Here is a 15,290-nt window from a genome sequence, read left to right on the forward strand (position 1 = left end):
TCAGCCCTTCGTTCCATCGCCCGGCGGATCGTCCGCGATCCGGGCGTAGAGATAGTGATCCTGCCAGATGCCATTGATCCTGAGATAGGATCGCAGCAGTCCTTCGCGCCGGAATCCGGCTTTTTCAAGCACGCGGATCGACCGGGCGTTTTCGGGAATACAGGCAGCTTCGATCCGGTGCAACCTGAGCGTATCGAAGGCGAACCGCGACACCAGCTTGACCGCCTCGGTCATCAGGCCGCGGCCGCCGAAGCGTTCGCCGATCCAGTAGCCGATATGACCGCTCTGCGCGACGCCGTGGCGGATGTTGCCGAGCGTGATGCCGCCGGCAAGCTTGCCGCTCGATTTTTCGAAGATGAAGAAGGCGATGGCCGTGCCTTGCGCGTAATCCTCGCGGTAGCGGCTGATGCGCAGCCGCCAGGCGGCGCGGTCGAGCTCGTCCGGCTGCCAGCGCGGTTCCCAGGGTTCCAGAAAGGCGCGGCTTTCGCCGCGCACCGCCGACCATTCGCGGTAGTCGTTGGTGAGCGGCACGCGCAGCGTGACCTTTTCGCCTCTCAGTGCCGGCAGGTCGCGGCGAAAGAAAGGGAGCGCGAACACGGCGCTTGTAGGGTCAGACGGCTAGCCGGCGGGCCGTCGTCTGCGGACCCGCAAGCGATTCGAGGATCGCCTCGTAGGGCGCAAGCGTGCCCACGGGCCCGACTGCGGTGAGCGTGGGCTTGGTCGAAAACAGCCGCGAGGAGAGATCGGTCAGCCGCTCGACGGTCAGCGCCGAAAGCCGCTCCATCAATTCCTCCTTGGCGATCGGCCGCCCGAACAGAAGCAGTTGCCTGGCGATCTGCGAGGCGCGGCTGGCCGGGCTTTCGGCAGACATGATGAGGCCGGCGCGATATTGCGCGCGCGCCCGGTCGAGCTCGTCCTGCTGGATGCTCTCGCCGGCCTTCTGCAATTCGTCGATGATCACCGGCACCAGCTTGGCGATGTCGCTCTGCCCGGTCGCGGCATGCACGCCGAAAATGCCGGTGTCGGAAAATCCCCAGTGGAAGGCATAGACCGAGTAGCAGAGGCCGCGCTTCTCGCGCACCTCCTGGAACAGCCTCGACGACATGCCGCCGCCCAGGATCATCGAAAGCACCTGCGAGGCGTAGAAATCGCGCACGTGATAGGCGCGGCCCTCAAAGCCCAGCACGATCTGCGCATCCATCAGGTCGCGATCCTCGCGGAAGTCGCCGCCGACATATTGCGCATATTGCGGGATATTGCCCGCCGCCTTGGAACGAAAGCCGCCGAGCTGTTTTTCCACCTCGCGCACGAAATTGTCATGCTTGACATCGCCGGCGGCCACGATGACCATCCGCTCTGCGTCATATTGTCGTTCGATGAAGTTGTGCAGCTGCTTGGAGGTGAAGGATTTGACCGTCTCCGGCGTGCCCAGGATCGAGCGGCCGATGGTCTGATGGCGGAAGGCCGTTTCGGTGAAGCGATCGAAGACGATGTCGTCGGGCGTGTCGTGCGCGGCGCCGATCTCCTGCAGGATCACATGCTGCTCGCGTTCGAGCTCGTCGGGATCGAATTCGGACTCCTGCAGGATGTCGGCCAGGATATCGACCGCCAGCGGCACGTCGTCCGAAAGCACCCTGGCGTAGTATGAGGTCGTCTCGACGCTGGTGGCGGCGTTGATCTCGCCGCCGACATTCTCGATTTCCGAGGCGATCTCGAAGGCGCTGCGGCGCCTTGTGCCCTTGAAAGCCATGTGCTCGAGCAGATGGGCCATGCCATGCTCGTCGTCCCGCTCATTGCGGGCGCCTGACTTGACCCAGGCCCCTAGGGCAACCGATTCGATGCTTGGAAGGGTTTCGGTGGCGACTGTCAGGCCGTTCGACAGACGGCTTACCTCAACACCCATATGGCAAGTACTCCTTAACGCGCCGCCCGCGAGTGGCGGCTCACGTAATCTTCCACCATTTTCAAGTCGGATGGAAGTATCGTGTATTTTTCGTCGGCTGTCATCAAGCCGCCTAGCCATGCGGGCAGGGCAGGGGTGATGCCGCACGCAGCCTCGACCGCCGCCGGGAATTTCGCCGGATGCGCGGTGCCGAGCACCACCATGGGCACCGGACCGGAGGCGTGGGAAGCGGCGACATGAACGGCCGCCGCCGTGTGCGGATCAAGCAGGTAGCCGCTGTTCTCCAGAGTCGCGCGGATGGTGGCGGCAACCTCCTCGACGGTAGCGCGGCCGGCGTCGAACTCGGCGCGGATTCGCTTGAGCTCGCCGTCCTCGATGGTGAAGGCGCCCGATTGCTTCAGCCCGTTCATGTAGCGCCTGACCGTCTCGGCGTTGCGGCCGGCCGCCTCGAACAGCAGCCGCTCGAAATTCGAAGACACCTGGATATCCATCGACGGCGAGGTCGTGGCGAACACGCCCCTGGTGCGGTATTCGCCACTCGCCAATGTGCGCGCCAGGATGTCGTTGTCGTTGGTGGCAATGATCAGCCGATCGATCGGCAAGCCCATGCGCTTGGCGGCGTAACCAGCGAAAATATCCCCGAAATTGCCGGTCGGCACGGTGAAGGACACCGGCTGGTCGGGTGCGCCGAGCGACAGGGCCGAGGAGAAATAATAGACGATCTGGGCCATGATGCGGGCCCAGTTGATCGAATTGACGCCCGACAGCGACACCCGGTCGCGGAAAGCGTGGTCGTTGAACATGTCCTTCACCAGGCCCTGGCAATCGTCGAAATTGCCCTCGACCGACAGCGCATGGACGTTGGCGGCGCTCGACGTCGTCATCTGCCGCTGCTGCACCGGCGAGACCTTGCCATGCGGGAAAAGGATGAAGATGTCGGTGCGGTCGCGACCGGCGAAGGCGTCGATCGCAGCACCTCCCGTGTCGCCCGAGGTCGCGCCGACGATGGTGGCGCGCTGGCCGCGTTCGGCAAGCACATGGTCCATAAGGCGGGCGAGCAGCTGCATCGCCACGTCCTTGAAGGCCAGCGTCGGACCGTGGAACAGCTCGAGGATGAAGGTGTTTTTCCCTGTCTGCACCAGCGGGCAGACGGCCTCGTGCCGGAACGTGGCATAGGCTTCGCGCACCAAGCGCTCGAAGGCGGGCGCCGCGATCTCGCCGCTGAGGAACGGCGTCAAGACGCGGATGGCAAGGTCTGGATAGGCAAGTCCGCGCATGGCGCGGATGTCGGCGGCCGAAAACTGCGGCCACTCGCGCGGCACGTAGAGCCCGCCGTCGCGCGCCAAGCCTGCCAGCACCGCGTCCGAAAATCCAAGCGCGGGCGCATCCCCGCGGGTACTCACATATTGCATCGTCAAGGCCCACTGCTGCCGGTCGCGTCATCCACGGCAATTGGTTAATTTTCCGAGCCGGCTCAGTCGCATTTTTGCCGCGCGGTTGCTATACGTCACCGGCTTTGTGAGAGGGAAGTGCAGTTTCATGGCGTTTTATTCGGTCAACCGTCGTTTTGTCGCGGGTCTGGCGCTCACCGGCTTTATGCTTGCCGCCGCCGGCTGCCAATCGAGCGACAATGGCATTCTTAACTTCGGCCTAACCAAGAAGGATCCGGCCGCACCGCCGCCGCCGCAGGATCCCAAGATCCTCGCCAGCCAGTTGCGCGCCTATTGCCCGAAGGTGACGCTGCGCGACGGCACCGCCTATTTCAACACCTATGCCAAGGGCGCCACTGCAAAGCCCAGGAAAAAGAAGCTTGATCCGGCGGCGCAAGCCGAGGCCGAGGCAGCTGCTGCTGCTCAGACCGGCCCCAACGGCCAGCCGATCGATCCGGACCATGACCCGTCGAAGATCATCTACCAGGCCTCGATCACCGACGTGACGCGCGATTGCACCCATGCCAATGGCCAGATGTCGATGAAGATCGCCGTCGCCGGCAAGGTCGTGCCGGGGCCGATGTTCGCGCCCGGCACCATCACCATGCCGATCCGCATCGCGGTTCAGCACGGCGACGAGGTGCTTTATTCGCAATTGCATCCCTACCAGGTGCAGGTTACCGACCCGTCGGCCGCTACCCAGTTCGTCTTCGTCGACAACAACGTCGTGGTGCCTGAGCCGACCGCGCGCGACTACCAGGCCTATGCCGGCTATGACGAGAACACGCCGGCCGCCTCGGCGGACAAGTCGAAAGGCAAGCGGAAGAAGCGCGCTCCGGCGACGAACTGAGCGAAGGCAGAAAACACAGCATGTTTCGTTGGCCAACGAAACATGCTGTTCGTTGTCTATTCAGGTAATCCGGGTCTACTCAGGTAATCCGGCTGCCCGTAATGCGCTACCAAGAACCTGCGCGAGCGCAGGCGCGCAATTCACGCCTGCAAACTGGCGGCTGTAGCGAAAGCCGGGCTGAAGCTCGATCACGCGGGCGGCGGCCGCCCTCGCTTCGTCCAATCGGCCAAGCTTGACCAGCGCGGCGGCCAACTGCACATAGGTGATGCTATGCGCCGGGTTGGCTTGAACGGACTTGTAGGCAGCACGGCAAGCCTCTTCGTAATGGCCGCGCAGCAAATGGCTCATCGCCTGCGCGTCGAATGCGGCCCAAGCCCATGAATCGAAAGGGCTCAGCCGCATGCCCTGCTCGCTCCACTCTATCGCGCGCTCCGCTTCACCGCCCCATCCGAGCATGACGCTGCCGAGGATATAGGTCAGCGCCGATGACGGGCTGATGGCAAGCGCGGCTTCCAATGCCGCAAATGCACCGGCGCGATCATGCGCATCCATTCCGATGGAAAAGCCCGCCCATGTCAGGGCGAGCGCGTCATCCTGCCCGTGGACGATGGCCGACCGCGCGTGGCGGATCGAAGACGCACGGTTGATCTCCCGCAGGCCGGCGCGAAGGAACAGGCAATGATGGCACATCGCGGCATTGCCATGCGCCAGCGCATAGGCCGGTTCGAGCGCGATCGCGCGCTCTAGGAGCACCAGCGCCCTGGTCACCTGCTCCGGCATGCCTGAATCCACGTCAGGCTGGGCCTGCAGCACGAGATCGTAGGCATCGAGACTGTCGGGGCGCTTGCGCCTGACTCGTTCGATTTCGGCTTTCCGCACGCTTGGCGCAATCGCGCCCACCGCTGCCAGGGCGATCTCGTCCTGGAGCGCAAAGATGTCGTCGGAACTGCGGTCGTAGCGCTCGGCCCAGACATGTGCGCCGGTCGATGCATCGATCATCTGCGTGGTGACACGCACGCTGCCGCCGGCCTTGCGCACGCTGCCTTCGAGCACATAGCGAACACCAAGCTCGCGGCCGACCCGCTTCACGTCGACGGCGCGACCTTTGTACGAGAAAGTCGAGTTTCGCGCGATGACGAACAGCCATTTGATGCGTGCCAGGCCTGTGATGATGTCGTCGACCATCCCATCGGCAAAATACTCCTGCTGCGGGTCGCCGCTCAAATTCGAGAATGGCAGGACTGCGATGGAGGGCTTTTCAGGCAAGCTCGGCGCCGAGGCGGCGCGGGCGGCCGCCGGGATATCGGGAACATTGGCGGCGCCGGCCGGTCCGATGTAGCGATAGCCGCGGCGCGGCAGTGTTTCGATCCAGTCCGCGACATTCGCCGCGTCGGCCAGTGTCCGGCGCAAGGCTGCGATCTGAACCGTCAGATTGTTGTCGGCAACCGCCGATCCGCCCCAGCCGGCTTCGATCAGCGCGTCCTTGGACACGGGTTGGCCCGCGTTCTGGATCAGCAGCCGCAGCAGAGCCACGGCACGCCGCCCGAGCATGGTCGGCTCGGCCCCGTAGAAGAGAATCCCCACCTCAGGATCGAGGCGGAACGGGCCGAACTGGTAGACGTCGCCCCTGGCTGTCATTTGAGTCTTTTAGCAAATTTTTGGCAACGGATTCACGACTTTTCGGCGTGAGCGGCCGATGTTGCGCGAACGCTTGCCGGAAACAAGCGCCCTGTCAGAGGAGGATCATATGAGCGCTGATGCCGTCATCCGCATGCCCGACGAGAAGAAGGGCGTCATGTTGCGTGGCCATCCAATGGCTTTCCTCGTTACCGATGAAAATACCAGGCATACGAGCATGTTCGACTGGACGATTCCGCCGGAGTTCGCCACCGGGCGGCATGTTCACCGGGTGCAGGAGGAGACTTTTTACCTGCTCGAGGGCGAGTGTGAATGGCATGTCGGCGACAGGACGATCCGTGCAACGCCAGGAACCTTCCTGTTCATCCCGCCGGGAGTGCCGCACAACATCACCAATGTCAGCGAAAGGCCGGCGCGCGTGCTGATGACCGTCTCTCCACCCGGTCACGAGCATTATTTCGAAGAGCTTGCCGAACTGGCGGCGCACGGTGCCCCGGATCCGAAAGCGCTCGCCGATCTGCGAAACCGCTACGACACCGACCAACTGTCGACGCTGACGACGCGCGCATAGGCGCGATCCTCGGTCTTCCAGAGCAATTCCAGGAAAAGTGTGAGCGGCTTTCCGCCCGGAATTGCGTAAAAAAAGGGATAGAGCGGTTCGCCGTCTCCGTGAAACGGTGAAACGCTCTAGGCGTCCTCGGACCACTCCGACAATGCAGCGATCGTGCTGCTGAGTTCCGCCCAGCGTCGGATGACCGTTTCGGCGCCCGCCTCGGTCAGCGCATCGGCATGGCCCGGATAGCTGTGCCCGGCGCCGGTGAAGCCGATGACGCGCATGCCGGCCGCCCTCGCGCCGGCGATGCCGTGCACTGAATCCTCGATCACGAAGGTGTTCTTCGGGTTGGCGCCGAGCTTTTCGGCGGCATAGAGGAACACGTCCGGCGCTGGCTTGGTCTTCTTGCTGGGTATGTCCAGCCCGGAAAAGATACGGCCGGCGAAGAACGGCAGCAGCCGCACCTTCTCCAGCATGAATTCGACCCGCTCGGTGCGCGAGTTGGAGCAGACGGCGCGCGGCGCCGTGACGGCGGCTACCGCCTCGCGGGCGCCCTCGATAATGCGCACGTCGCTGCGCAGCTTGCGGTCGACCAGTTCCTCGGCGCGGTCGATCAGCGAGGCCTGGAACGGGACCTCGGACTTCTCCTCGAGCCGCAGCATGATGTCCTTGAAGGTCAGCCCGGCATAGGTCTCGAAAATCTCCTCCGCCGAGATCTCGAACCCGGCCGATGTCAGAAGCTCGGCCTCGACGCGCGCGGCGACGATTTCAGAATCGACGAGCACGCCGTCGCAATCGAAAATGACAAGATCTGGCTGGGGCATGGCAATCCGCGTCGTTGGGGGAAGGGCCTGACGGCTCAAGCGGCGCGGCATACACCAACGGGCCGGCCCGCGCAAACCTCCCCAGCCGGGCCGCGAGCCTTCACCGAATGTTTACGCTGATCGGTAACCATAACGGAGAGTAAAACCGTAACGCGTTCTTTTGGGTGTTTCGATGTCTGCCGTGCGTCTTCTCGACGAGCTTTCCCATGCTCCCTCGCAGTCCGAATGGCTGGACACGATCCTGAAAGGCGATTGCGTCGCCGCGCTGGACCGGCTGCCGGAAAAGTCGGTCGACGTCATCTTCGCCGACCCGCCCTACAATCTGCAGCTCGACGGCGACCTGCACCGGCCTGACCAGTCCAAGGTCGACGCCGTCGACGACGACTGGGACCAATTCGAGAGTTTCGAGGCCTATGACGCCTTTACCCGCGCCTGGCTTCTCGCTGCACGCCGGGTGCTGAAGCCTAGCGGCACCATCTGGGTCATCGGCTCCTATCACAACATCTTCCGGGTCGGCGCCCGCATGCAGGATCTCGGCTTTTGGATCCTCAATGACATCGTCTGGCGCAAGACCAACCCGATGCCGAATTTCCGCGGCCGCCGCTTCCAGAACGCGCATGAGACGATGATCTGGGCTTCGCGCGATCAGAAGGCCAAGGGTTACACCTTCAATTACGAGGCGCTGAAGGCTTCGAACGACGACCTGCAGATGCGCTCCGACTGGCTATTCCCTATCTGCACCGGCGGCGAGCGCCTGAAGGACGAGAACGGCAACAAGCTGCATCCGACGCAAAAACCGGAGGCGCTGCTGGCCCGCATCATGATGGCCTCGACCAAGCCGGGCGACGTCGTGCTCGATCCCTTCTTCGGCTCTGGCACCACGGGCGCCGTCGCCAAGCGCCTCGGCCGCCACTTCGTCGGCATCGAGCGCGAGCAGGCCTATATTGACGCCGCCAATGAGCGCATCGCCGCGGTGCGCCCGCTGGAGGGCGCCGACCTCACCGTGCTTTCCGGCAAGCGAGCCGAGCCGCGCGTCGCCTTCATCAGCCTGATCGACAACGGTCTGGTAACGCCGGGCGCCACGCTCTACGACGCCAAGAAGCGTTGGGCGGCAAAGGTGCGTGCCGACGGCACGCTGGCGATCGGCGACAGCGCCGGCTCGATCCACAAGATCGGCGCCGAGGTGCAAGGTCTGGATGCCTGCAACGGCTGGACCTTCTGGCACTATGAGCGTAGCGGCGGCCTCACCCCGATCGACGAGCTGCGCCGCATCGCCCGGCTCGGCATGGAGCGGGCAGGGGCCTGAGCGGCCGTCCGCTCTTGAATCAAGACTTCAACGGATCGCCGCAAGCGATTCAGTTCAAGCCGCAATCCCGAACCGTTCAAGGTCCGCTTTAAGCGTCCTGGCATCGGTGAACAGCACCGCCTGCCAGCCGGCGGCCCTTGCGCCGTCGACATTCTTCTGGCTGTCGTCGATGAACAGCGAAGCTGCGGGATCGAGCCCGAACGAAGCGACGTGGTGGTCATAGATTGCGCGGTCCGGCTTGATCAGGCCGATATCGCCGGAAACGGTGATGCCGCGCGGTTTTTCAAGGAACGGAAAACGGGCCCGAGCCTCGCGGAACGTGTCCGAAGCCCAGTTGGTGAGCAGCGTCACGTCGCGGCCATCCTCGATCAGACCCTCGAGAAGCGCTACGCTGTCGTCATAGGCATGCGGCACCATGTCGTGCCAGTGGCGGCGGAAGTTGCGGATATTTTCGGCGTGATCAGGATGCTCGGCGATCAGCAATGACTCGGCTTCTTCCCAGGTCCGGCCACGATCCTGCTCGAGGTTCCAGGCGCTGGTGCAGACATTGTCGAAGAACCATTTCCGCTCCGCGACCTCCGGGATCAGCCGGCTGAACGGGATGTCCGGATCGTAGTGGACCAGCACCTTGCCGATGTCGAACACGATATGGCGGATTTCGGTCATTGCATGCCTTTCGGTTTCTTGATCGCGCCCGGTATCGCCGCTTCGATTACCTTTTTCATGACGGTGGGCAGCGCTTCCCCGGAAATTTCGTGGGCCAGCGACCAGAAATGCCCAGCAGGCGCATCGCCTTTGATGTGGGCATGGAAGATGTCGAGTTCGAGCGCGAAATGGGTGAAGACATGCCCTATCTGCCCGGCGCGGCGCCAATCGGCGGCAAAAGGCGCGGCGTCGGCCGTCGTGGCGCCGTCAATCCGCGCCGTCCAGCCCGTGGTCGGCACCTCGGTCATGCCGCCAAGCAGGCCCTTTTCCGGCCGTTTGCGTAGCAGGATGGCGCCGTCGTCACGCTCGGCGACGAAGGCGGCGCCCTTGCGCAGCGGCTTGTCGTCCTTCGGCAGGCGGATCGGGAAACGTTCCGGATCCCCGCTGAGAATGGCGCTGCAATCTTCGCGCACCGGGCAGAGCATGCAACGCGGCCGCTTCGGCGTGCAGATCGTCGCACCGAGATCCATCATCGCCTGGGCGAAATCGCCGGGCCGCGTTTGCGGCACGAGCTTCTCGACCAGCGCCCGGATTTGCGGCTTGGCCTCGCTAAGCGGCGTTTCGATCGAAGAGAGCCGGGTCACGACCCGCTCGACATTGCCGTCGACGACCGCGGCCGGCCGGTCGAAGGCGATCGCCGCGATCGCCGCAGCGGTATAGGCGCCGACGCCCGGCAATTCGCGAAGGCCGGCCTCGGTGTCGGGAAAGCGGCCGCCCCGCTGCGCCACAATGTCGGCGCAGGCCTTCAGGTTGCGCGCCCTGGAATAGTAGCCGAGCCCGGCCCAGGCCTTCATCACGTCCTCGGCGGGCGCCGCCGCCAGCGCCTCGACCGTCGGCCATTTTTCGACGAAGGTGCGGAAATAGGCCTTCACCGCCTCGACCGTGGTCTGCTGCAGCATGACCTCGGACATCCAGACGCGATAAGGATCGGACCTGATCCCGCGCGCGAACGCGCCGGGCGTGACGCGCCAGGGCAGGTCGCGATGATGCGCGTCGTACCAGGCGAGCAGGCGGGCAGCGATGCCCGCGTCGTCGGACGCGGCTTTCTGTGATGCCTTGCGGGTCTGGTCTAGCGGTGCCATTGATCGGACGAGTTGGGGACTGGAGAACGCACATGGCAGGGAAAAGGCCCTTCGGCAATCCCGTTCCGGTGAGCGATCTCGCGACCGAGATCCTCGATCCGGTGCTGAGGAAGCGCGCCGGCATCTCGATCGGGCTGGTGCAGTCCTGGGAGGCGATCGCCGGGCCGCGCCTGGCCACCCATTCGCGGCCGGAGAAGATCCAGTGGCCGCGCCGCCTGCACGAGGACGATCCGTTCGAGCCGGCGACATTGATCATCGCCTGCGAAGGCATGGCGGCGCTGCATCTGCAGCATGAGGCCGGCGAGGTCATCAACCGCGTCAACGCCTTCCTGGGTTTCAATGCGATCGGCCGCATCAAGATCCTGCAGAAACCGGTGCTTTCGCAAAAGGCGCGGCCGAAGCCGGCGCCGCGACCCTTGAGCGAAGCGGAGAAGTCGAAGCTTTCGCACCTGGTCGGCAAGATCGAGGATGACGGCCTGCGCGCTTCGCTGGAGCGGCTTGGCGCCACAATTATGGGTGAACGGAAGCCGAAAGGGTCGTAAGAAGCGTCATGAATGCGTCACCAATCTCGCGCATTCGTGATGCTTATGATCAAGTTTCGCGATTGGATTGGGGATCGCGATGCCTTAATTCGCGCCAACTCTCGCCTTTTCTAGCCCTTGCATTGCAAAATCCAACCGATATCAGGTGATTCGCATGAACCGTGCCCCGTCTGGCAAGACCTTGTCCCGCAGAAACCTTCTGACTGCGCTGGCCGCTGTTCCTGCGGTAGCGCTGCTGGCCGCATGCAGCGACTCTGGCGAGGAGGCCAAGGCCGCCGACGTGAAGCCTGCCGACCCGTCGACGCCGGCTAAGCCGGCCACCACTCCGGCCGCGGTCCAGGTGCCCGAGGCGCAGGGCACCGTCGACATGGCTGAACTTCTCAAGCCCGGTGCGCTGCCCGACAAGCAGCTTGGCAAGGACGACGCCAAAGTCACCATCGTCGAATACGCCTCGATGACCTGCCCGCATTGCGCGCATTTCAACGACACGACCTTTCCTGAGTTGAAGAAGAAGTATATCGACACCGGCAAGGTCCGTTACATCCTGCGCGAATTCCCCTTCGATCCGAGCGCCGAAGCCGGCTTCATGCTGGCGCGCTGCTCCAAGGACAACTACTTCGCCATGGTCGACGTGCTGTTCAAGCAGCAGCCGAGCTGGGTCGGGGTCAACAACACCAAGGAAGCGCTGCTGCAGATCTCCAAGCTCGCCGGTTTTACACAGGAGTCCTTCGAGGCCTGCTTGACGGACCAGAAGCTTCTGGACGATGTGAGAGCAGTCCAGAAACGCGGAGCGGACGAGTTCAAGGTCGACTCGACGCCGACCTTCTTCATCAACGGAAAGACCTACAAAGGGGCGATGTCGATTGAGGAAATGTCGGCCATCATCGACCCTCTGCTCTGACATCCAGGCCGCGCCGAAGCGGTCCGGCTTCGGCGCCATGGCCTGTAGTGTAGGAAGGCGCGAATGAAATTTTCGCGCCTTCGCCTCCTCGGTTTCAAATCCTTTGTCGAGCCCGGCGAGTTCGTCATCGAACGCGGGCTGACCGGCATTGTCGGGCCGAACGGTTGCGGCAAGTCGAACCTCGTCGAAGCTCTGCGCTGGGTGATGGGCGAAAGCTCCTACAAGAACATGCGCGCGTCCGGCATGGACGACGTGATCTTCTCCGGCTCCGGCGCCCGCCCGGCACGCAACACCGCCGAAGTCACGCTTTTCCTCGACAATACCGACCGCACCGCGCCCGCCGCCTTTAACGACGCCGACGAATTGCAGGTCTCGCGCCGCATCGAGCGCGAGGCCGGCTCGCTCTACCGCATCAACGGCAAGGAAGCGCGCGCCAAGGACGTGCAGCTTCTGTTCGCCGACCAGTCGACCGGCGCGCGCTCGCCTTCCATGGTCGGCCAGGGCCGCATCGGCGAGCTGATCCAGGCCAAGCCCCAGGCGCGCCGCGCGCTGCTGGAAGAAGCCTCCGGCATCTCCGGCCTGCATACGCGCCGACATGAGGCCGAGCTCCGGCTGAAGGGCGCCGAGCAGAACCTCGAACGGCTGGACGACGTCGTCGGCGAGCTGGAAGGCCAGATCGATAGCCTGAAGCGCCAGGCGCGCCAGGCCTCGCGCTTCAAGAACCTGTCGGCCGATATCCGCAAGGCGGAAGCGACGCTTCTGCATCTGCGCTGGACGCTGGCCAAGACCCAGGAAGGCGAGGCGCGTTCGGCGCTCGCCATCGCCACCACGCTGGTCGGCGACCGCGCCGCCGCCCAGATGGCGGCGGCCAGGGAACAAGGGATCGCCGCGCACCGGCTGCCGGATCTGCGCGACGCGGAAGCCGCCGCCGCGGCCGCCTTCCAGCGGCTGTCGATTGCCAAGACCCAGATCGAGGAAGAGGCCGGCCGCATCCGCGCGCGCCAGACCGAGCTCGAACGCCGCCTGCAGCAGCTCGACGCCGACATCGCCCGCGAGGAACGGATGGTGCGCGACAATGCCGACGTCCTCGAGCGCCTGCGCGCCGAGGAAGCCGAGCTCAACTCGGACAATGCGGGCGCAGCCGAGCGCGAGGCGACCACGCGCGCCGCTTTCGAACAGGCCGGCGCGACGCTCTCGCAAAGCGAGGCAAAGCTTGCCGCGCTGACCGCCGAGCGCGCCGAGGCGGCCGCCTCGCGCCATCAGATCGAGCGCACGCTGCGCGAGACCGCCGAGCGCCGCGACCGTTTCGCCCGCCAGCTCGCCGACGTCGATCGCGAGCTTTCCGACGTCGTCGCGCGCATTGCCGGCCTGCCCGATCCGGCCGAGAAGCGGCTTCTGGTCGAGGATGCGCTTGCCCGGCTGGAAGAGAGCGAGGCCGGCATTATTGCCGCCGAGCAGGCCGTCGCCGAGGCGCGCGCGGCCGAAAGCGCCGCCCGGCCGCCGCTGCAGGACGCCAGGGCGGAACTGGCGCGCATCGAGACGGAAGCGCGTACGCTGGCGAAGATCCTCAACGCCACCAGCGGCGGCGATCTTTTCCCGTCGGTGCTTGAGCAGATCAGCGTCGAGCGCGGCTACGAAACCGCGCTGGGAGCGGCCTTGGGCGAGGACCTCGATGTCCCGCTCGACCGCAGCGCTCCTGTCCATTGGGGCGAAAGCGCGATCCAGCCTGGAGATGCGGCGCTCCCCGAAGGCGTGAAGAGCCTTGCCAGCGTCGTGCGCGCGCCGGCGCAGCTTGCGCGCCGCCTCGCCCAGATCGGCATCGTCGATGCCGCCGACGGCCGCCGCCTTCAAGCGCTGTTGGCGCCCGGCCAGCGGCTGGTGAGCCGCGATGGAGCGTTGTGGCGCTGGGATGGCCTGACCGCGAGCGCCGACGCCCCGACCGCCGCCGCCCAGCGGCTGGCGCAGAAGAACCGCTTGGCCGAGCTCGATGCCGAAGCCGTGCAGGCGACGCGCGTCGTGCGTGAGGCGGAGGAAGCGCTGGCGCGCGCCGAACAGGCGATGCGCCAGGCAAGCGAGGCCGAGCGCAATGCGCGCCAGGCCGGACGCGAGGCCCAGCATGCGCTGGATGCCGCCCGCAACGCGCTGGCCGAGGCGGAGAAGGCCGGCGGCGAGCTGGTGAGCCGCCGCGCAGCCCTGGACGAAGCCCGGGCTCGCATCGTCGAAAGCCATGAGGAGACGCAGGCCGCCTTCCTCGAAGCCGAGGAGATGCTGAAGGACGCGCCCGATCTCGGCGATCTCCAACTGCAGCTCGAACAGGCTTCCGCCAATGTCGCGCGCGACCGCGCCACGCTTGCCGATGCGCGCGCCGTGCATGAAGGGCTGCGCCGCGAGGCCGAGGCGCGCATGCGCCGGTTGGACGCCATCGGCGCCGAGCGCAGGAATTGGGTCGAGCGCGCCGAAAACGCCTCGACGCAGATCGCCGCTCTCGGCGAGCGCAAGGCCGAGGCCGAAGCCGAGCGCGAGCGGCTGGCCGACGCGCCGGACGAGATCGACGCCAAGCGCCGCGCGCTCTTGACCCAGCTTTCCGAAGCCGAAGCGCTGCGCCAGGCAGCAGGCGACCGCCTGCAGGAAGCGGAAAACCAGCAGGCAGAGCTGGATAAGGCCGCGACCGCCGCCATCCAGTCGCTCGCCGAGGCGCGCGAAACCCGCGTCCGGGCCGAGGAGCGGCTCACCGCCGCCGACGAGCGTCGCGCCGAAGTCGAGGCGCGCATCCAGGAAGCGCTGAACACGCCGCCGCATCTCGTCATCAAGCATACCGGCCTCGAAGCCGACGATCCGATGCCCGACATGGGCGAGATCGAACGCCAACTCGACCGGCTGAAGATCGAGCGCGAGCGGCTGGGCGCCGTCAATCTGCGCGCCGAGGAAGAGCAGAAGGAATTGTCCGAGCGGCTTGAGACCATCGTTTCCGAGCGCGAGGACATCATCGAGGCGATCAGAAAACTGCGCCAGGCCATCCAGAGCCTCAACCGCGAGGGCCGTGAGCGGCTACTGGCGGCCTTCGAGGTGGTCAACGGCCATTTCCAGCGGCTGTTCTCGCACCTGTTCGGCGGCGGCACGGCCGAATTGCAACTCATCGAGTCCGAAGACCCGCTGGAAGCGGGCCTTGAAATCCTCGCCCGCCCGCCCGGCAAGAAGCCGCAGACCATGACGCTGCTGTCCGGCGGCGAGCAGGCGCTGACGGCGATGTCGCTGATCTTCGCCGTGTTTCTCACCAATCCGGCGCCGATCTGCGTGCTCGACGAGGTCGACGCGCCGCTCGACGATCACAATGTCGAGCGCTTCTGCAATTTGATGGAAGAGATGGCGAAGACGACCGAAACGCGCTTCGTCATCATCACCCACAATCCGATCACCATGGCGCGCATGGACCGGCTGTTCGGCGTCACCATGGCCGAGCAGGGCGTCAGCCAACTGGTCTCGGTCGACCTGCAGGCCGCCGAGGCGATGCGCGAGGCGAGCTGAGCTCGCCTTTCTCAGGATTGCACGACCAATC

At 65.1% G+C, this 15,290-nt stretch carries 13 protein-coding genes; 6 read left to right on the plus strand and 7 right to left on the minus strand.

Annotated elements, in window-relative coordinates:
- The 3 genes from FJW06_RS04150 to thrC are packed head-to-tail and all read right to left on the minus strand — an operon-like array spanning nt 1 to nt 3,315.
- Nucleotides 1–597, minus strand: coding sequence for a GNAT family protein (locus FJW06_RS04150; protein ID WP_140748408.1), 597 nt, complete (start codon nt 595–597; stop codon nt 1–3).
- 13 nt (nt 598–610) lie between these two features.
- Complete coding sequence (locus FJW06_RS04155; RefSeq protein WP_140748411.1) at nt 611–1,903, minus strand: pitrilysin family protein; 1,293 nt, start codon at nt 1,901–1,903, stop codon at nt 611–613.
- Between the two features lie 14 nt (nt 1,904–1,917).
- On the minus strand, nt 1,918–3,315 hold the full coding sequence (thrC, locus tag FJW06_RS04160) for a threonine synthase (protein WP_140748414.1): 1,398 nt from the start codon (nt 3,313–3,315) through the stop codon (nt 1,918–1,920).
- Between the two features lie 127 nt (nt 3,316–3,442).
- Between thrC and FJW06_RS04165 the strand changes: the two genes are divergently transcribed.
- Nucleotides 3,443–4,183, plus strand: a complete 741-nt coding sequence (locus tag FJW06_RS04165) for a hypothetical protein (protein WP_140748417.1) — start codon at nt 3,443–3,445, stop codon at nt 4,181–4,183.
- Between the two features lie 75 nt (nt 4,184–4,258).
- Here FJW06_RS04165 and FJW06_RS04170 read toward each other — a convergent pair whose 3' ends face one another.
- Nucleotides 4,259–5,821 (minus strand): winged helix-turn-helix domain-containing tetratricopeptide repeat protein, encoded by a 1,563-nt coding sequence (locus tag FJW06_RS04170; protein WP_140748420.1) that lies wholly within the window; start codon nt 5,819–5,821, stop codon nt 4,259–4,261.
- Nucleotides 5,822–5,930: 109 nt separating this feature from the next.
- Here FJW06_RS04170 and FJW06_RS04175 point away from each other — a divergent pair, with 109 nt between their 5' ends.
- The gene (locus tag FJW06_RS04175) at nt 5,931–6,392 is read left to right on the plus strand and encodes a cupin domain-containing protein (protein ID WP_140748423.1); all 462 of its coding nucleotides are present in this window, start codon (nt 5,931–5,933) and stop codon (nt 6,390–6,392) included.
- 116 nt (nt 6,393–6,508) lie between these two features.
- Here the strand turns inward: FJW06_RS04175 and FJW06_RS04180 are convergent, their stop codons facing one another.
- On the minus strand, nt 6,509–7,198 hold the full coding sequence (locus FJW06_RS04180) for an HAD family phosphatase (protein WP_140748426.1): 690 nt from the start codon (nt 7,196–7,198) through the stop codon (nt 6,509–6,511).
- Between the two features lie 172 nt (nt 7,199–7,370).
- Between FJW06_RS04180 and FJW06_RS04185 the strand changes: the two genes are divergently transcribed.
- Nucleotides 7,371–8,504 carry a site-specific DNA-methyltransferase gene (locus FJW06_RS04185; RefSeq protein WP_140748429.1) on the plus strand — a complete coding sequence of 378 codons (1,134 nt, stop codon included), beginning with the start codon at nt 7,371–7,373 and terminating at the stop codon, nt 8,502–8,504.
- A 54-nt stretch (nt 8,505–8,558) separates the two neighbouring features.
- Here the strand turns inward: FJW06_RS04185 and FJW06_RS04190 are convergent, their stop codons facing one another.
- Both FJW06_RS04190 and mutY read right to left on the minus strand, forming a co-directional pair.
- Nucleotides 8,559–9,170 (minus strand): HAD family phosphatase, encoded by a 612-nt coding sequence (locus tag FJW06_RS04190; protein WP_140748432.1) that lies wholly within the window; start codon nt 9,168–9,170, stop codon nt 8,559–8,561.
- On the minus strand, nt 9,167–10,291 hold the full coding sequence (gene mutY, locus FJW06_RS04195) for an A/G-specific adenine glycosylase (protein WP_140748435.1): 1,125 nt from the start codon (nt 10,289–10,291) through the stop codon (nt 9,167–9,169). Before mutY ends, FJW06_RS04190 begins: the two co-directional genes overlap by 4 nt.
- A gap of 32 nt (nt 10,292–10,323) precedes the next feature.
- Here mutY and FJW06_RS04200 point away from each other — a divergent pair, with 32 nt between their 5' ends.
- From FJW06_RS04200 to smc, 3 genes are all read left to right on the plus strand, one after another.
- On the plus strand, nt 10,324–10,833 hold the full coding sequence (locus FJW06_RS04200) for a DUF721 domain-containing protein (RefSeq protein ID WP_140748438.1): 510 nt from the start codon (nt 10,324–10,326) through the stop codon (nt 10,831–10,833).
- Nucleotides 10,834–10,987: 154 nt separating this feature from the next.
- Nucleotides 10,988–11,734 (plus strand): DsbA family protein, encoded by a 747-nt coding sequence (locus FJW06_RS04205; protein ID WP_140748441.1) that lies wholly within the window; start codon nt 10,988–10,990, stop codon nt 11,732–11,734.
- Between the two features lie 63 nt (nt 11,735–11,797).
- A complete protein-coding gene (smc, locus tag FJW06_RS04210; protein ID WP_140748444.1) occupies nt 11,798–15,259 on the plus strand; it encodes a chromosome segregation protein SMC in 3,462 nt (1,153 codons plus the stop codon).
- The last annotated feature ends 31 nt before the right edge of the window (nt 15,260–15,290 follow it).

The sequence above is a fragment of the Mesorhizobium sp. B4-1-3 genome (genome assembly GCF_006439355.1).
Classification (GTDB): Bacteria; Pseudomonadota; Alphaproteobacteria; order Rhizobiales; family Rhizobiaceae; genus Mesorhizobium.